A 19029-nucleotide genomic window follows, 5' to 3' on the forward strand; every position below is an offset into this window, starting at 1 on the left:
TACCTAAAAAAAATAATACATTAACTGAATAATACAATAAATGAAAAGAATGAGAATGATCAAAAAATTAGCACTTGTACTATGTTTGTGCATACCGCTGTTAGCGTCTGCGCAGGAAGCTAAGAAACCGGTATCGGGCTGGCAAAACCTTGACCTTAAAACAGATTCACTATTTGGCATCGGTACAGAAAAAGCTTATAACGAACTGCTGAAAGGAAAAAAACATACTACTGTATTGGTAGCGGTAATTGACGGTGGGGTAGATACAGCGCATGAGGACCTGAAAAGCGTGCTATGGATAAACCCAAAAGAGAAAGCGGGCGATAAGATAGATAACGACAAGAATGGCTATGCCGATGACGTGCATGGCTGGAACTTTATAGGATCGGCCAAAGGCAATGTGCATTATGATAACCTGGAGATAACCCGTTTGGTGCGCGATTACAAAAAGAAATTTGCCGCATTGGATACTAATAAGTTAACAGGCGCTGATGTTGCGGCATTTGCACAATACAAAAAATTAAGTGAAGAAGTAAATGCCGACGTAGCTAAAGCGAGACAAAGCTTTACCGGTGTAAATAATTTTAAGGTAGCATTAGATGGCATTTTAACCGGTGTGGGTAAAAAAGATCCTACTGCCGATGAATTGGTTAAATATCAGCCTAAAAACACCAGGGAAGCCAGTGTGCAAAGAACGTTATTGGGGGCTTTACCCGAGTACAAAACTGTGAGCGCATTTGTTGAGGCCGAAGTAATGCCGGCCTGGGATCATTACAATGAGCAATTAGAGTATAACTACAATATTGATTTTGACCCACGCGGGATTGTCGGCGATAACTATACTGACAGCAAAGAGCGCCTTTACGGCAATACGGACATTACCGGCCCTGACGCTGATCACGGGTCGCACGTGGCAGGTATAATTGGCGCAAACAGAACCAACGGTATAGGTATTCAGGGTGTTGCAGATGATGTAAGGATAATGGGTGTTAGAACCGTACCTGCCGGCGATGAGCGCGACAAAGATGTTGCTAACGCTATACGCTATGCTGCTGCAAATGGCGCGCGTGTTATTAACATGAGTTTCGGTAAATCATATTCTTACGACAAGAAAGCTGTTGATGAGGCGGTTAAGTTTGCGATGACCAAAGACGTTCTGATAATACATGCGTCGGGCAATGATAACAACAATACCGAGAAGGAAAATAATTTCCCAAGCCGTATATACGAAGACAAGAGCGGGCAAGCAGCCGCCTGGATAGAAGTGGGTGCTTCGGGCCCCAAAAATGACCTTACCTTGAAAGCTTCTTTTTCTAATTATGGCAAAACAACGGTTGACGTGTTTGCACCGGGTGTTGATATCAACTCAAGTACACCGGGTTCAAAATACGCGTTGCATAGCGGCACAAGCATGGCGGCACCGGTAGTTGCCGGTTTGGCAGCGCTTATACGTTCTTACTACCCTAAACTAACAGCTTTGCAGGTTAAGGACATCATTTTACGGTCTGTAGAAAAAGTAAACCATAAAGTAACCCTGGTAGAAGGAAAAGACAAACGCGAAGTTAATTTTGATGAACTTTGCGCAACAGGAGGTATAGTTAACGCTTATAACGCGCTTAAACTGGCGGCAACTTATAAATAACCGAAGAAATTTTTTCAATGCAGACAAGATCAGTATTTCTTGTCTGCATTGTTTTTTGACTGGCTACACATTGGAAAACGCCTAAATTTTTGTCTCACTGTGGGACAAAAAAACTCAATTTTATAGTTTCTTGATAATCAAATATTTAACTCAAATTCACAGCTAAAAATCCTGACGAATAAGTAGTCTCACTTTGTCCCACTGCAAAATTATAATATATTAATTATCAGTTTGTTGCAATAAATATTGTCCCATGTTGTCTCATTTTGTCTCACACTCACGCGGGACAGCAGGAACGCCTAATAAGATACACCATGCTATCAATAGAACAGATCCGCCCCGAACTCACCTGGCGCTTAAGACGTGATGTGCTGTACCCATCTGAACCCCTTTACGCTATGGAAATGGAAGAGGATAACGATGGTTACCATTTCGGCGCGTTTGCAGATAACCAATTAATCGCCGTCGTCTCTGTATTTCTGATAGAAGATGATTGCCAGTTCCGTAAATTCGCTGTAGTACCCCAGGCGCAGGGACAGGGTGTGGGCCAGGCACTGCTTGCCTACATTACTGATTTTGCCACTAGCGAAGGTTGCAAACGTTTATGGTGCAATGCGCGTTTATCCGCCATAGGGTTTTACGTTAAGTATGGTTTAAAACAAACCGGCAATGCATTTACCCGCAATGGTGTTGATTATGAGATAGTGGAAAAGCTGATAAATTAAGAACATTATATGTGTGCCTTTGTTATATTTGCTTTCGGCCGGGTAAAGGCCAAAAAGCGAATACGATATGTCTAAAAAGAAATCCGAAAAACAACCTCATGTTGCAGTTGTAAACGATAAATCACTATCCTTTCTTGAAAAATACATCAACAATGCTTCGCCCACCGGTTTTGAGTGGAAGGGTCAGGAGCTTTGGCTGGATTATATTAAGCCCTACATTGATGATCATTATGTAGATAACTATGGTACGGCCGTTGGTATAATTAACCCTAAGGCGGAGTATAAGGTAGTTATTGAAGCACACGCCGATGAGATCTCATGGTTTGTGAACTACATTACCAATGATGGTTTGATCTATGTTATCCGTAATGGTGGTTCTGATCATCAGATAGCACCTTCAAAACGCGTAAATATCCATACAGATAATGGTGTAGTTAAAGCTGTATTTGGCTGGCCCGCTATTCACACCCGCTTAGGCGGCGAGAAGGAAGAAGCGCCATCCCTTAAAAACATATTCCTTGACTGTGGATGTACTTCAAAGGATGAAGTAGAAAAATTAGGCATCCACGTTGGCTGTGTAATTACCTACGAGGACGAGTTTATGGTGTTGAACGACCGCTACTATGTTGGCCGTGCGTTAGATAACCGCGTAGGCGGCTTTATGATAGCCGAGGTGGCCCGTTTGCTTAAAGAGAACAAGGTTAAATTGCCATTTGGGCTTTATATAGTAAACGCGGTTCAGGAAGAAATAGGGCTGCGTGGTGCTGAAATGATAGCACACCGCATTAAGCCTAACGTTGCAATTGTTACTGACGTAACCCATGATACCCAAACCCCAATGATCAGCAAAATAACCCAGGGCGATCTGGCTTGTGGCAGGGGGCCGGTAGTATCTTATGCGCCTGCCGTTCAGAATAACGTGAACAAAGTGCTGATAGAGACCGCGCAGAAAGCGGAAATACCTTTTCAGCGCCAGGCATCGTCGCGCTCAACAGGAACAGATACCGATGCTTTTGCTTACTCAAATGATGGCGTGCCGTCAGCTTTGATATCCCTATGTTTACGCTATATGCACACGACTGTAGAGATGGTGCACAAAGAAGACGTAGATAATGTTATAAGACTAATTTACGAGTCGTTGCTGGTAATAAAATCAGGGCAAGACTTTAGGTACATCAAGTAAACTTTTTAATATCAACAAAAACTAATCACACTACACAATACATCCTTATGAAACCTACTCTACTTATTTTGGCCGCAGGCATGGCCAGCCGCTATGGAAGCATGAAACAAACCGATGGCTTTGGCCCTAACGGCGAAACCATAATTGACTACTCTATATATGATGCCATTAAGGCCGGATTTGGGAAAGTAAGTTTCATTATCCGCGAGGAGTTTGCTGAGAAGTTTAAATCGATATTTGAACCTAAACTGAACGGCAGGGTAGAAACGGATTACGTTTTTCAAAGTTTTGACCTAAAACCATTTGGTATTGATAAAGAAATTGAACGCGCTAAACCCTGGGGTACTGCCCATGCTGTATTAGCTGCCCGTAACCAGGTGCACGAGCCTTTTTGCGTTATAAACGCCGACGACTATTACGGTTATGATGCCTTTGAAAAAATGGTTAAATTTTTAACTACAGAAGCTTCTGATACACAATATTCACTGATGGGTTATCAGATAGATAAAACGTTATCAGAAAATGGTTCAGTATCTCGCGGCGTTTGCGAGGTTGATGACAAGGGCAACATGACCGGCGTTAATGAACGTACCGAAGTATACTTTAAAGAAGACGGAAGCGTAGCCTATAAAGATGCTACAGGCGAACACCCGCTCCCTAATACTAAACCTGTATCTATGAACTTTTGGGGATTCACACCGGCAGTATTTGAGCAAAGCCTGCCTATGTTCCAAAAATTTGTTGAAGCTAATGCAGAGAACCCTAAAGCAGAATTTTTTATTCCACTGGTAGCTGACGAGTTGATCAAGAGCGGTACAGCAGCATTTAAGGTTATCCCTACACCATCAAAATGGTTTGGCGTAACTTATAAAGAAGATAAAGAAATTGTACAGGCATCTATCTCAGCTTTGGTTGAGAATGGAACCTACCCTGCAAATTTGTGGGACTAAATGAAGCTTAACAATAATAAATAGAAAAAGCCGGCTACTACAAGCCGGCTTTTTTATTGGTTTGAATATTTATCTTTTTCAAACCAAAGAATATTCTCAGCGTTGCATTAATATGCAAGTTGAACTTTTAGGAAACGTTGAATCTGCCGAAATGCGGAACGGCGCTTTTATCATTAATACCGCTGTTGCGCAGGCGCAGGTTACGGTTTATAGCGATACCATCATTCGGGTATGTATTACACGCAAGGGCAAACAGCCCGAGTCCCTGGCTGTAATTGAAAGACCGTTGGATAATTTCACCTATCAAAAACTGGATGATACTATTGAAGTGAATACGCCGGGCCTAAAACTGGTTATAGAAAAAAATCCTTTACGATTCAATTTTTTTACCGCGGATGGCAAGCATTTAAGCAGCGACGACAAGCGTTTTGGTACCACGCTGCATAGCGACAAGGTAATGAACTACCGCCAATTGCACAGTGATGAAAAATTTATTGGCCTGGGCGAAAAGACAGGTAACCTGAACCGCCGGGGTATGCATTACGTAAACTGGAACACCGATGCCGCTGAACACACCATAAAGGACGATCCTTTATATAAGACCATTCCCTTTTACATTGGCTTGCATAGCGGCGTTTGCTACGGCTTATTTTTTGATAATCACCACAAAAGTTATTTTGATTTTGGCGCCAGCACCGATGAACAGTTTACCTGGTTTGGTGCCGATGGCGGCGACATGAATTACTACTTTTTTGGAGCGCAGAGTATTGCTGATATTATTAAAGACTACACCTGGCTTACAGGTCGTATAGAAATGCCGCCATTGTGGAGTTTGGGGTATCAGCAATGCCGCTGGAGTTACATGAGCGCTGATGAAGTGTTGGGCATCGCCCGGAAATTCCGTGAGCGTAAGATTCCGGCTGATGCCATCTATTGCGATATAGATTACATGGATAACTTTAAAATATTCACCTGGAATAAACAAAATTTTCCTGATCCGAAAGGAATGGTTGATCAATTGAGAGCTATCAATTTTAAGTTGGTGACGATTGTTGATCCGGGTATTAAAATAGAAGAAGGGTACAAAGAATATGATGAAGGTGTTGCCAAAGGCTATTTTGCTACCTATCCCAATGGCGAGTTGTACACGGGCAGCGTTTGGGCGGGCCGCAGTCATTTCCCCGATTTTTTTAACGAAGAGGTGCGCGAGTGGTGGGGCAATGCCTTTACTGCACTTACTGAGCCGGGCGTTGAAGGCTTTTGGAATGATATGAATGAGCCCGCTGCCTGGGGGCAAAATATACCGCCAATTGTGAAATTTGGCGAACGTTACATGCCCGAGGTGAGGAATGCTTACGGTATGCAAATGGCACGTGCTACGCAGGCTGGCACAAAAAAGCTGCTTAAAAATAAGCGGCCATTTATACTTACCCGTGCGGCTTACGCCGGTACGCAGCGCTATTCTGCCATTTGGACGGGCGATAACTCCGCCAGCGACGAGCATATGTTATATGGCCAGCGATTGGTTAATAGTTTGGGTTTAGGTGGATTCTCATTTATCGGGGTAGATATTGGCGGTTTTATGGGTAATCCAACGCCCGAGCTAATGGTGCGTTGGAACTCCCTGGGCGTATATACGCCCATGTTTCGCAACCATGCGGCACAAGGTATGTGTATGAGAGAGCCATGGGAGTGGGGCGAGGAAAATGAAAGTATCATTCGCAAGGATATAGAACAGCGCTACAAATTGCTGCCTTACATCTATTCAGGCTTTTATCAATCTACCCAAACAGGTATACCCTTAAGCCGCACATTGGCAATTGACTATACATGGGATGAAAATGTTTATGATGAGCGTTTCCAAAATCAAAGTATGTTTGGCGAGGCTATTTTAGTGGCCCCTGTAATAAGTACCGCATTAAACGCCGACGTTTACCTGCCGCAGGGGGAGTGGTACCGGTTTAGCACTGATGAGTATTTTGAAGGTGGACAGGTAGTTAATGTAGCCGCCCCTTTGAATGATCTGCCTGTGTTTATAAAGGGCGGTGCTATTATACCAATGCAAAGCCTGGTGCAAAGTACCTCTGATAAAAATGATGGAGTGCTTTATATCCACATATGGAATGGCGCGAATGCGAATGAGTTTGTGTATTATGAGGACGATGGTATAAGTTATAATAATGAAAAAGGCGAATATTATAAACGTACTATCCGTTTTGAGCCGGAAAATAGAGCGGTAACCTTATTTGCAGTTGAGGGATCCTATCCTTCAAAATATAAAACCATGAAATTGGTATTTCATGGTTTTGAAGGAGCGGCGACTGTTGATAAGGAGAATAACAGCGATGTCATTATAATCAGTTTTTGATTTTTGAGGTTCACACCTTTTTTCTATCTTAATGGCATTATTGCCATGAAAGAACACGATCACCTTTTAGACCAGCACGACCCCGAGCGCAGGGATTTTCAGATAGAGCGCCTTATTTTATTTACCGACGCTGTATTTGCTATCGCTATTACGTTATTGATAATTGAGATAAAAGTTCCCGAGGGTCATCATAAGAATACCCACCAGCATATTGTTGATCTGCTGCATATGATACCAAAGTTCATCGGTTTTATAATGAGCTTTTTTGTTATAGCCATTTACTGGCGTAGCCACCACCGCATATTTGGTTTTGTGACCAGTTTTACCGAGAAGCTGATTTGGATGAATATGCTGTTTCTGTTTACGGTGGTATTGATGCCATTCTCGTCGGCATACTTTAGCGAGTACCAAATGGAAACTATTCCGTATGTATTTTATAACGCCAATGTTGTAATTATGGCCCTTGTTAATTATCGTATAATTAGCTATGTGTTCAACCCTGCTAATAAAATCGTGACACATATGCCGTCGGCACGGTTTTTACATTTGTTTAAAATGCGAGCCATAGCCATACCGGCATTCTTTTTTTGCTGTTTATCAATTGCTCTGATTTTTGGCGCCCCATTTCCGATAATATATTTTCTGATATGGCCAATGATGTATGTATTAAACAGATATAACAAACGCAAATTTGAAGCTAAGCCTGTAGTAGCCAACGAAGCAACAGCAGAGTAAATCTCACATCCACTAAAAACAAAAAGGCCTCCGGAAAATATCCGAAGGCCTTTACTATATATTGAGTTTACTTATTTTATTACTTCACTTCTTCGAAGTCAACATCTGTAACATCGTCAGCTGCACCTTGTGGGCCACCGGCGTTACCGCCGGCCTGGCCTGCGTCAGCACCCGGTTGTTGTCCGGCTTCGGCAGAAGCTTTGTACATGTCTTCAGAAGCTGCTGTCCATGCAGTGTTAAGTTCTTCTTGTGCTACTTCAATATCAGCTAAGTTTTTAGATGCATAAGCAGTTTTTAGCTTGGTTAAGCCTTCTTCTATAGCACCTTTTTTATCAGCAGGTATTTTGTCGCCATACTCTTTTAACTGTTTTTCTGTTGAGAAGATAAGGGCATCGGCACCGTTCAGTTTTTCAACTTCTTCTTTTGCCTTTTTGTCAGCATCAGCATTAGCCTCAGCCTCGTCCTTCATCTTTTTGATCTCAGCATCAGTTAAGCCCGAAGATGCCTCAATACGGATCTTCTGCTCTTTACCGGTTGCTTTATCTTTTGCAGATACATGCAATATACCGTTAGCATCAATATCAAACGTTACTTCAACCTGAGGCACACCGCGTGGAGCTGGTGGAATACCATCCAGGTGGAAACGGCCTATAGTACGGTTAGCCGATGCCATTGGGCGCTCACCTTGCAAAATGTGGATCTCCACAGATGGCTGACTGTCTGAAGCTGTAGAGAACACTTCCGATTTTTTGGTCGGGATAGTAGTGTTTGACTCGATCAGTTTGGTCATTACACCACCCATTGTCTCAATACCTAATGAAAGTGGGGTAACGTCTAATAGTAACACGTCTTTCACTTCGCCGGTTAACACACCACCTTGAATAGCTGCACCAATAGCAACCACCTCATCAGGGTTAACACCTTTTGAAGGTGCTTTTCCGAAGAATTTTTGAACAGCTTCCTGTATAGCCGGTATACGGGTTGAACCACCTACTAAAATAACCTCGTCAATATCGCTGGTGCTGTAACCTGCATTTTTCAATGCGGTTTTGCAAGGCTCAATAGTACGTTTTATAAGGCTGTCAGCCAGTTGCTCAAATTTAGCACGGGTTAAAGTTTTAACTAAGTGCTTTGGCACACCGTCACCCGCGCTAATGTATGGCAGGTTAATTTCTGTTTGAGTTGAGCTTGATAACTCAATTTTAGCTTTCTCTGCAGATTCTTTTAAACGTTGTAAAGCCATTGGGTCTTTACGCAGGTCAATGCCTTCGTCGCTTTTAAATTCGTCAGCCATCCAGTCGATTATAACCTGGTCAAAGTCATCACCACCTAAGTGAGTATCACCATCGGTTGATTTTACTTCGAAAACGCCATCGCCTAACTCCAGTACAGATACGTCATGCGTACCACCACCGCAGTCAAACACAGCAATTTTCATGTCTTTATGTGCTTTATCCAGGCCATAAGCCAAAGCAGCAGCAGTAGGCTCGTTGATGATACGACGAACTTTTAAGCCTGCAATTTCACCGGCTTCTTTAGTAGCCTGGCGTTGCGCATCGTTAAAGTAAGCTGGTACGGTAATAACAGCTTCAGTAACTTCGGTACCTAAAAAGTCTTCGGCAGTTTTTTTCATTTTCTGCAAAATCATGGCAGAAATTTCCTGCGGCGTATATTTACGGTCGCCAATTTCAACACGCGGGGTGTTGTTGTCGCCTTTTACTACACTGTAAGGTACGCGGTCCGCCTCTTTAGTAACCTCGTTAAACTGGTTACCCATGAAGCGTTTGATAGATGAAATAGTTTTGGTAGGATTAGTAATAGCCTGACGTTTTGCAGGATCACCTACCTTACGCTCGCCATTGTCGATAAAAGCTACTACTGACGGCGTAGTACGTTTGCCCTCGCTGTTGGCTATAACTACAGGCTCATTACCTTCCATTACAGCTACGCAGGAGTTTGTTGTTCCTAAGTCGATTCCGATTATTTTAGACATATGATTTATTGTTTCTTTACTTGATTGTTTTACCTAATACAGGGTTATTAACAAGGGTTGTGCCAATTTAGGTTTGTCAGTTGTTATTGAGGTGAAAGGTATAAGGTAAATGGTAAAAGGTATTATTTGGTCAGTTTTTGACCGAAAACGGTGACAGGTTGGCAGGGTTACAGGTGAGTGGGTTGGTGGTTGTACATTGGTTTGGTTAAGTAAGATTTGAAAGCTTTTCCCTATCTTTAAAATACAAACCATCCATCTATGCTACGCAAGTCAAAAACAGACCGTTCCCTTCGCGATAATTTGTTGCTGGCCTCTTCAACGGCCACGGTGTCTGGCATTACCAACGTGGCAGGCATGGTGGCGTTCCTGGCCTTTACCTCGAACGTTACCGGGCATGTGGCTACTATGTCAAAGCATTTGGTTGAGCAGAATTTCGGCGAGATATTGGTTTTTGCCGTCTGGCTTTTAATGTTCTTTGCCGGTGCGTTCCTGTCCAGTTTTATTGTGCGGTCAATGGAGGGCAAGAGTTATTACCGGGCACATGCTACACCCATTATAATAGAGATTGTCATTTTATTATTTGTGGCTATTTATGGGCACAATTTTTACCGGGAAACTGATACCGAACGCGAGATAGTTATAGCCGCTACGCTGTTTTGTATGGGTTTGCAGAACAGCCTGGTTTCGGTTATTTCCGGCGGGTTAATAAAAACTTCTCACTTAACCGGGTTATTTACTGATCTGGGTGGCGATATTTCCGACTGGCTGCATCCCAAGGTAGAAACCACTGAACTTATCCGGAATAAGATCCGCATCCGCTTTACTGTGCTGGGTTTTTATTTTTTGGGTGGTATAATTGGCGGATACTTCTTTAATTTGTATGAGTTTGGTATATTTTACGTTGTGCCTATAATACTGGCAACAATTTTATATTACGATATATCTACAGTCGCCTTAAAGAAATTAACAAGCAGGCTTGCAAGAGCCAGATAACACATTTACAAAAAACCTATGTGCGCACAAATTCACGATACTACCCACATTACCTACGAGAGCCTTTTAGAGGGTAATCAAAAATTTATTGATAAATCGCTGGCGCTTGACCCGCAGTATTTTGAAAAGCTGGCCAACGGGCAAAAGCCGCCCATTTTATGGATAGGCTGCGCGGATAGCCGTGTACCCGCCAACCAGATAACCAATACGCAACCGGGCGAGATATTTGTACATCGTAACATAGCCAATATGGTTATCCATACGGATATGAACATGCTAAGCGTATTAGATTATGCTGTTAACGTGCTAAAGGTAAAGCATGTTATAGTTACCGGCCATTATGGCTGCGGCGGCGTAATGGCTGCCATGAGCAACAAGGAATTCGGGCTTATAGATAACTGGCTGCGCCACATAAAAGACGTTTACCGTATTTACGCAGAGCAATTAGACAGAATTACCGATGAGCACGAACGTACCAACAGACTTGTTGAATTGAACGTGGTAGAGAACGTTTATAATCTTTGCAAAACTTCCATAGTACAGAATGCGTGGTCCGCTGGGCAGGAGCTGGCTGTGCATGGCTGGGTTTACAGTATTGAAACAGGTAAGATAAAAGATATGGGCGTAAGCACCCGCAATAATGAGAATATGGATGAAGTGTTCAGATTTAGCCCCCCTGCCCCCTAAAGGGGGAGTTTTCGCCGCAAAATACAAAAGCCCGACCATGCAATATGATCGGGCTTTATGCTTTTCAAAAGCTCCCCCTTTAGGGGGCGGGGGGGGCTAAGAACGGATACCTGTAATCCTTCGGCGGGTCAAAAGTTTCCTTAATTGTTCTTGGCGATACCCAGCGCAGCAGGTTGATCATGCTGCCTGCCTTATCATTTGTACCGGAGCCGCGGGCGCCGCCGAACGGCTGCTGCCCAACAACTGCCCCGGTTGGTTTGTCGTTTATGTAAAAGTTACCTGCCGCGTTACGCAAATGGTAAGTGGCTTGCGCAATAGCATACCTGTCTTGTGATATGATACTGCCGGTAAGCGCATAAACAGATGTTTTATCAACTACATCCAATATCTCGTCAAATTGTTCATCCTCGTAAACATAAACCGTAAGCACCGGACCGAATAGTTCAGTACACATGGTTACGTAGTAGGGATCGTTTACTTTAAGCACAGTAGGTTCAATAAACCAGCCTTTAGTTTTATTGTAGCCGCCACCTGCAACCACTTCAACACCACTATCGGCTTTGGCGGCATCAATGTATTTAGCCAATTTGTCAAATGATGCTTCGGTGATAACCGCGTTAACAAAGTTGCCAAAATCCTCAACCGGCCCCATTTTAATTGAAGCCAGATCCCGCTGCATTAACTCTTTTACCTTTGGCCACAGGGAGGCAGGTACATAAGCCCTTGAAGCAGCCGAACATTTCTGCCCCTGATACTCAAAAGCCCCACGAACCAGGGCGGTGCTAACCACTTCGGCATTGGCGCTTGGGTGGGCTAATACGAAGTCTTTACCGCCAGTTTCACCTACAATGCGCGGGTAGCTTTTATATTTATGTATGTTGTTCCCGATAGTTTGCCATATGGTTTGGAAAACCGGGGTAGAGCCTGTAAAATGTATCCCCGCAAAATCAGGGTGATTAAATATCACATCGCCTGCAACCGGGCCATCCACGTAAATTAAGTTGATAACACCCGGGGGCACTCCCGCTTCGCGGAAAACCTGCATCAATACATTGGCCGCGTAAATCTGGGTATAAGCAGGTTTCCAAACCACCACGTTACCCATCATAGCCGCGGATGTTGGTAAGTTACCGGCAATAGCTGTAAAATTGAATGGTGTAAGCGCAAATACAAAACCTTCCAATGGGCGCTGTTCAACGCGGTTCCAGATCCCTTTGGGCGATATTGGAGGTTGCTGCTGGTAGATCTCCGTCATGTAATGCACATTAAAGCGCAAAAAGTCTATCATCTCACACGCCGAATCAATCTCTGCCTGGTAGGCGTTTTTTGATTGCCCCAGCATGGTGGCAGCGTTTATCTTCATGCGGTATGGTCCCGCAAGTAGGTCGGCAGCTTTTAAAAATATGGCAGCGCGTTGTTCCCATGGCAGGCGTTCCCAATCGGCCTTAGCGGCCAAAGCAGCGGCAATGGCATCTTTTACAGTGCCTTCGTCTCCTTCAGAAAAAGTGGCTAAAACGTGTTGGTGATCGTGCGGTGGGCGTATGTCCAGTTTAGTAGCAGTGCGTACTTCTTTATCGCCGATATACATCGGGATATCAATTTGCTGCGATCTCGCCTCGGTTAAAGCGGCTTGTAGTAAAGCCCGCTCGCTACTTCCGGCGGCATAATTCAATACCGGTTCATTGTGCGGTGTGGGCACATTGAAAAATCCTTTGAGCATAGTAGTATCAGTTAATGGAGATCAAATGTAACAATAATACTTCGGAAGATGGAAAGGGAGTAGGTCGGGAAGATGTAAAAATTTGGTCCCGCAAACCAATTATGCAGTTGACACACAGCCGCAAACTCCTGTTTGATTTGTGGCTGTATTGTAGTAATTTTAATTGCCGATATTTTATCCACACATGATCATCGAAAACGACCCATCGCAACTTTACTCATTGCTGCAATCCATAGGAGCAATAGTTTGGAATGCTGATATGGGTATGCAGCGGTTCTTTTTTATTGACGAGCAGGTAAGCACGGTTTTAGGCGTCAGTCCTGATGAGTGGCTACAGACTCCCGGCTTTTGGGAAGCAAGGATACATCCGGATGATCGCGGCATTATTGAAAAATACAAGGGGTTAAACCATGAAGCAGCATCAGGGCAGGTTTTTGAATACCGCATGATAGCAGCAGACGGAACCGTAGTATGGATAAGAGATACGGTTTCCATCGCGTACAACGAAGAGGATGGATACAGGCTATGCGGCGTAATGCTTGACATAAGTGTTACTGAACGCTTGCAGGTAGTAGAAAATTTGGAGCGTAATATTCTTCGTCTCAACTCAGACCTGTCTGTGTCTCTAACAAACGTGCTTATGGCATATCTTAAAGGCCTGGAAGAATTATTTCCGCAAATGAGCTGTTCTATACATCGCATTGCCAATCGGCGGCTAACCGAGGGTTTGGCGCCTTCCTTGCCTGTAAAGTATATGGAAGCGATTTCCGGCATAGCTATCGGCGAGAATGTAGGCTCATGCGGTGCCGCAGCTACATTGAAGCAACAGGTTATTGTAAGCGACATAGCCACAGATCGCCGCTGGCAGGAATACACGATGCTTGCAGAACAGCATGGTCTTGCAGCATGTTGGGCCAACCCGGTTATTAACGCCGATGGTAAAGTAATTGCTGTGCTGGGAATGTATTATAACCAGCCTAAAAGCCCCGGCCGCGAGGAGCTTAAAGTAATGGAAAAGGCCACCGCGCTGCTACGCATAATTTTAGAGAACCGGCAGCAAACAGAAGTAATCAGGGATGCAAACCTGCTGATGCTGCAAAGCCAGGAACTGGCCCATTTTGGCAACTGGCGATGGGATATTGTTAATGATGTGGTTAGCTGGTCGCCGGCGCTGTATACTATTTATGGGCTTGATCAGCACAATTTTAAAGCGACATTTGCGGGTTACCTGGAACGCCTGCACCCTGATGATCACGACAGAATATACAGAATAATTAAGCAGGTTTTAGACACCGGGGAAGGAGCCGAGTTTGATGAGCGCGTGTTCAGGCCTGATGGTAGCCTGCGCTACCTGCGGTCTTGGGCTAAACTAAAAACAGACAGTACAGGCAGGCCACTTGAAATGATTGGGGCGTGTTTGGATAATACCGAAAAAGTGCTCTATGCTACCGCCGTTGAGCAGCAAAGCAGGCAACTGCTGGATATTGCGTGGCTCCAATCGCATGCCATACGGTCGCCGCTGGTAAGGATAATGGGTATTGCCGACCTGCTTTGTAATATGCGCAACTCTGAAGAAGAACAAAATAAACTAATGGCTTACTTAATGACCTCAGCGCGCGAGCTGGACGAGCAGGTAAGGCTTATCTCCTATAAAACTGAATCAGCCGGGTAATTGATTATTTCACCTCTCTGGTTTTTTCAGTTACCTCTTTTTTGGTTACTATTGAATCTTTGCTGAAGTAAAGCACCAGGTTTTTTGTATAAATGGGCTTCTTTTTTGGGTTATACTTGGTGCCGGTATCTTCTATCTGGTAAGAATATTTAAAGACGCTTGTATCTCTAAATTGTGGGCTTCCTAAAAGTTGAACAACCTGGTAATGGTTAAGGCCTACTATTTTGTGGTTGGCTAACAGGTCATCCAGTATGTTCTTTCTGGATGGGAAATCCAGCCCATCGCCATAGTGCCACAATTCCCGGGTAAACTTTTGTTGATTGTTACAGCCCGTAATGCCTATAGCAGCAAGTACCACAAGCGTTAACATAAAAAATGTCCTGTTCAAACTCATTAAGGCAAAGCTACTAAATGCTTTGTTAAACCTATAGCCTTGCGGGCTAATTTGTAGGTGGTGAAATTGCTATTGGTGCTTATTGCTATAACGCTGGTGTTGCAGGAATATAGGCAACACTTTGCAACACTTGCAACAGTGTTTTTTGCAACTAGTTGATAATTAATTATTTATAACCATTGAATGTTTAAACATGCAACACTTTGCAACACACATATTCGTCAGAAAATTTAGCTTCAAGAATCATATAAATATCTAATTATCAATTAATTGAAAAAGGGTAAAATTTTAGCTTTTTGTAGAGGTATTTGCAACACTCTTTTTTGTTCCCGGGTGGTTATCACGTAAGTAATAATAGTTTAACTTTGAGTAAAGACATTTAACGGTACGCCAATGATAGCTCCAACTTTAGCGCCTACAAAGCATTTAACGATAACTACCGTTAAAGCCGGCGAGGTGCTGCAAGGTGCCGATGTTGTTTCAATTGAGGAGCCCCTGGAAATTAAACTGGATTATGGACCCGGTAATGATCGCGCAACTAAAAATTTATCGGTTACCATGCGTACGCCGGGGCATGATGATGATCTGGCCGCAGGGTTTTTATTTACCGAGGGAATAGTTAATAACGCAGGCGATATTGAGGACATTTTTTATGCCGACAGGTATTGCGCAGAGCAGAAGCAAAACAGCATTGTTGTAAAGTTGGTCGCCTCATGTTTACCGGTGTTGCAAAACGCCGACAGAAATTTCTACACCACATCAAGCTGTGGCGTGTGTGGTAAAGGCTCCATTGAAGCTATCCGCACGGTTAGCAAATTCGGTACTTTGAATGGGGGTGATATAAAGGTGGAAAAAAATATTTTATATCAACTCCCGGCTGCGCTGATGGAGCACCAGCACGATTTTTCACAAACAGGCGGCATCCATGCAAGCGCGCTATTTTCCCTAAGCGGCGGGTTGTTATCGCTTCGCGAAGATGTTGGCCGCCATAACGCCTTGGATAAGTTGATAGGCAATGCCCTGGTTACAGGTCTGCTTCCGCTAAATAACCACCTGCTTTTATTAAGTGGCAGGGCAAGTTTTGAGTTGGTGCAAAAGGCCGCCATGGCGGGTATCCGCATTATCGCGGCCATTGGGGCACCATCAAGCCTTGCAGTGGAGCTTGCGGCCGAATTTAATATTACTTTGGTTGGATTTTTGAAGAGTAACAGGTTTAATATCTATACATCACCAGAACGCATCGTATAAAACATGAAGATAAGGATAAAAGGAAACTCGTTGCGGTTCAGGCTTACAAGATCTGATATAGCCACACTTGGAAGTGGCAGCGCCATTAAAGAGCAGACGGAATTTTTATCAAAAGCCTTCGGATATCAGATCATCCCTTTTGATGGAGAAATCATGAATGCCGACTTTGACGGGGATAACCTGGTCCTTCAAATGCCAAAATTGATGATAGATGAACTGGCGCATACAGACAAGGTTGGATTTAGCGCCATTAGCGGAGCTGTTACGGTGCTGCTTGAAAAAGATTTTACTTGTTTGGATAATGTAGATGAAGACCAGAGCGATAATTTTCCGAATCCGTTACTAAAAAAGTATTAGCCGTGACAAACAATAAAAGCCAGCAAGCAAATCCGCAAAACCCGGAGAAACTCTCGGAACTTAAATACACCGGAGTAAAGAATACTACCGGGGGGATACCGGCTTTAACAGCCTCTATAGCTGATGTGCTGAAAGAGGGGATACCTTTACGCGGAACTACCGCGCTGTTTGCCATGAACCAAAAAGGTGGTTTTGATTGCCCCAGCTGCGCATGGCCCGATCCGGACGATGATAGGTCGCCGTTAGGAGAGTATTGCGAAAATGGTGTAAAAGCGTTGGCGGAGGAAGCCACTACGAAAAAAGTAACGCCGGCATTCTTTGCAGAAAACGCGGTGTATGACCTTGCAAAGCTTACCGATTTTGAAATAGGAAAAAAAGGGCGCTTAACAGAGCCAATGTATCTTCCGGCAGGTGCAACCCATTATCAGCCTATTAGCTGGGATGATGCCTTTAAAAAAATAGCAGGGCATTTAAACGCGCTGCCATCGCCTAACGAGGCTATATTTTACACTTCGGGCCGTACCAGTAACGAAACGGCCTTCTTATACCAGTTGTTCGCCAAAGAGTTTGGCACTAACAACATGCCCGACTGCTCTAACATGTGCCATGAAACATCAGGAACGGCTTTGCTGCCTACCATTGGCATTGGCAAGGGCACGGTTACACTGGATGATTTTTACGATACGGATGTAATAGTAATTATTGGCCACAACCCCGGCACCAATGCGCCCAGAATGATGAGCGCTTTGGAAAAAGGAAAAAAGAACGGTGCCAAAATAATTGCCATTAACCCCTTGCCCGAAGCGGGCCTGATGGGTTTTAAAAACCCGCAGGAATTTAACGGCATATTAGGTAAGGGTATTCAACTGGCAGATCTGTACCTGCCGGTTAAAATAAACGGCGACATGGCGCTGCTGAAAGCGATTGAACTGCTTTTGATTGAATCAGAAAAACAATTTCCGGGTGAGGTTTTCGATGCGGAATTCATCGAAAAAAGCACTACCGGAATAGAAGCATTTTTGGGTCAGTTTAAAAATTACGACTTAGACACCCTGGCTAACCAGGCGGGCGTTTCTGTTGATGATCTGAGAGAAGCGGCAGCCATGCTATCATTTAAAAAAAGCATTATATTTTGCTGGGGAATGGGCCTTACCCAGCAGCCCAACGGCGTTGATATGATACGCGAGATACTAAATATTTTGCTTTTAAAAGGCAGTATAGGTAAACCCGGTGCAGGGTTATGCCCCGTACGCGGCCACAGCAATGTGCAAGGAAACCGCACTGTGCTGATCAATGAGAAACCCACTAATGCACAATTGGACCGCTTGAAGGCAGTTTTTGGTTTTGAGCCGCCGCGTAAGCATGGTTACGATGTGGTAAACTCCATTAAAGCCATGCACGCCGGCAAGGCAAAAGTGTTTTTTGCTATGGGCGGTAATTTTTTATCGGCTACGCCGGATACCGTATATACAGCGGAAGCGCTCAGAAAGCTTGATCTGACTGTCCATGTATCAACCAAGCTTAACCGCAGTCATTTAATACATGGGCGCGAGGCATTGATATTGCCCACACTATCGCGCAGCGACAAGGATATTGTAAATGGCGAAGTGCAGTTTATCAGCACAGAAAACTCTATGGGTGTTGTGCAATCGTCAAAAGGTGTCTTGCAGCCCGTATCAGAGCATTTAATTAACGAAACCAGTATTGTATGCCGCATGGCAATGGCAACGCTGGGCAGCCGGTCGGTAATTGACTGGAACAGGTATATGTACAGCTACGATGCTGTGCGCGATGTTATTGAAAAAAGCATACCCGGTTTTGAGAACTATAACCAGCGTGTGCGCGAAAAAGCCGGTTTTTACCTGCCCAACGCGGCACGGCAGGGAAAGTTTATTACAGAGAAGTATAAAGACAGGGCACCATTTACCCTTACCAATGTTCCGCAAAATATTTTGGCCAATGATGAATATTATATGGCCACCACCCGCACGCACGATCAGTTTAACACCACTATATACGGCCTGGAAGACAGATACCGCGGTATTAAAGGCGAGCGCAGGGTAGTGCTGATGAATAAGAAGGATATTGATGCGGCGGGCTTTAAAGCAGGGGATAAGGTTGACTTGTTTAATTATGACGACGGCATGGAGCGTATAGCCCGGCTGTTTGTTATTGTAGCCTACCCCGTACCCGAGCGCAACACGGTAACCTATTTCCCCGAGACCAACGTTTTACTATCTATTAATAATGTAGTAGGCGAAAGCAATATGCCGGCGGCTAAGTTTATTAAGATAAAAATAAAGGCGCATGTTAGTTAATGGTTTTCTTTGTCACCTTTATATGACAGCCAATCTTATGGTAA

The 19029-nt window shown here is 44.0% G+C and carries 15 protein-coding genes; 12 read left to right on the top strand and 3 right to left on the bottom strand.

The window, feature by feature from the left end:
• Window positions 1-40: 40 nt before the first annotated feature.
• The 6 genes from ACFQZS_RS16780 to ACFQZS_RS16805 all read left to right on the top strand — a co-directional run bounded on the left by ACFQZS_RS16780 (window position 41) and on the right by ACFQZS_RS16805 (window position 7603).
• Window positions 41-1642 (top strand): S8 family peptidase, encoded by a 1602-nt coding sequence (locus ACFQZS_RS16780; protein ID WP_377102100.1) that lies wholly within the window; start codon window positions 41-43, stop codon window positions 1640-1642.
• Window positions 1643-1956: 314 nt separating this feature from the next.
• Window positions 1957-2367 (top strand): GNAT family N-acetyltransferase, encoded by a 411-nt coding sequence (locus ACFQZS_RS16785; RefSeq protein WP_377102101.1) that lies wholly within the window; start codon window positions 1957-1959, stop codon window positions 2365-2367.
• A 67-nt stretch (window positions 2368-2434) separates the two neighbouring features.
• Complete coding sequence (locus ACFQZS_RS16790; RefSeq protein ID WP_377102102.1) at window positions 2435-3550, top strand: M42 family metallopeptidase; 1116 nt, start codon at window positions 2435-2437, stop codon at window positions 3548-3550.
• 47 nt (window positions 3551-3597) lie between these two features.
• Window positions 3598-4500 (top strand): nucleotidyltransferase family protein, encoded by a 903-nt coding sequence (locus ACFQZS_RS16795; RefSeq protein WP_377102103.1) that lies wholly within the window; start codon window positions 3598-3600, stop codon window positions 4498-4500.
• Window positions 4501-4612: 112 nt separating this feature from the next.
• Window positions 4613-6868, top strand: coding sequence for a glycoside hydrolase family 31 protein (locus ACFQZS_RS16800; protein WP_377102104.1), 2256 nt, complete (start codon window positions 4613-4615; stop codon window positions 6866-6868).
• 45 nt (window positions 6869-6913) lie between these two features.
• Window positions 6914-7603, top strand: a complete 690-nt coding sequence (locus ACFQZS_RS16805) for a TMEM175 family protein (protein WP_377102105.1) — start codon at window positions 6914-6916, stop codon at window positions 7601-7603.
• 79 nt (window positions 7604-7682) lie between these two features.
• Here ACFQZS_RS16805 and dnaK read toward each other — a convergent pair whose 3' ends face one another.
• Entirely contained in the window at window positions 7683-9596 is a 1914-nt protein-coding gene (dnaK, locus tag ACFQZS_RS16810) for a molecular chaperone DnaK (protein WP_377102106.1), read from the bottom strand.
• A 258-nt stretch (window positions 9597-9854) separates the two neighbouring features.
• Between dnaK and ACFQZS_RS16815 the strand changes: the two genes are divergently transcribed.
• Window positions 9855-10589, top strand: coding sequence for a YoaK family protein (locus ACFQZS_RS16815; RefSeq protein WP_377102108.1), 735 nt, complete (start codon window positions 9855-9857; stop codon window positions 10587-10589).
• 18 nt (window positions 10590-10607) lie between these two features.
• Window positions 10608-11276, top strand: a complete 669-nt coding sequence (can, locus tag ACFQZS_RS16820) for a carbonate dehydratase (protein ID WP_377102110.1) — start codon at window positions 10608-10610, stop codon at window positions 11274-11276.
• A gap of 79 nt (window positions 11277-11355) precedes the next feature.
• Here can and pruA read toward each other — a convergent pair whose 3' ends face one another.
• Window positions 11356-12996, bottom strand: coding sequence for an L-glutamate gamma-semialdehyde dehydrogenase (gene pruA, locus ACFQZS_RS16825; RefSeq protein WP_377102111.1), 1641 nt, complete (start codon window positions 12994-12996; stop codon window positions 11356-11358).
• A 184-nt stretch (window positions 12997-13180) separates the two neighbouring features.
• On the opposite strand from pruA, the gene ACFQZS_RS16830 reads away from it, so the two are divergent.
• Window positions 13181-14668 (top strand): PAS domain-containing protein, encoded by a 1488-nt coding sequence (locus ACFQZS_RS16830; RefSeq protein WP_377102112.1) that lies wholly within the window; start codon window positions 13181-13183, stop codon window positions 14666-14668.
• Between the two features lie 4 nt (window positions 14669-14672).
• Here ACFQZS_RS16830 and bamE read toward each other — a convergent pair whose 3' ends face one another.
• Window positions 14673-15062 (bottom strand): outer membrane protein assembly factor BamE domain-containing protein, encoded by a 390-nt coding sequence (gene bamE / locus ACFQZS_RS16835; RefSeq protein WP_377102114.1) that lies wholly within the window; start codon window positions 15060-15062, stop codon window positions 14673-14675.
• A gap of 393 nt (window positions 15063-15455) precedes the next feature.
• Here bamE and fdhD point away from each other — a divergent pair, with 393 nt between their 5' ends.
• The 3 genes from fdhD to ACFQZS_RS16850 are packed head-to-tail and all read left to right on the top strand — an operon-like array spanning window position 15456 to window position 18985.
• Window positions 15456-16310 carry a formate dehydrogenase accessory sulfurtransferase FdhD gene (gene fdhD / locus ACFQZS_RS16840; protein ID WP_377102115.1) on the top strand — a complete coding sequence of 285 codons (855 nt, stop codon included), beginning with the start codon at window positions 15456-15458 and terminating at the stop codon, window positions 16308-16310.
• Between the two features lie 3 nt (window positions 16311-16313).
• The gene (locus tag ACFQZS_RS16845) at window positions 16314-16667 is read left to right on the top strand and encodes a DUF7009 family protein (protein WP_377102116.1); all 354 of its coding nucleotides are present in this window, start codon (window positions 16314-16316) and stop codon (window positions 16665-16667) included.
• A 2-nt stretch (window positions 16668-16669) separates the two neighbouring features.
• A complete protein-coding gene (locus tag ACFQZS_RS16850; protein WP_377102117.1) occupies window positions 16670-18985 on the top strand; it encodes an FdhF/YdeP family oxidoreductase in 2316 nt (771 codons plus the stop codon).
• Window positions 18986-19029 lie beyond the last annotated feature (44 nt).

The organism is Mucilaginibacter calamicampi (genome assembly GCF_042676765.1).
GTDB classification, from domain to species: Bacteria; Bacteroidota; Bacteroidia; order Sphingobacteriales; family Sphingobacteriaceae; genus Mucilaginibacter; species Mucilaginibacter calamicampi.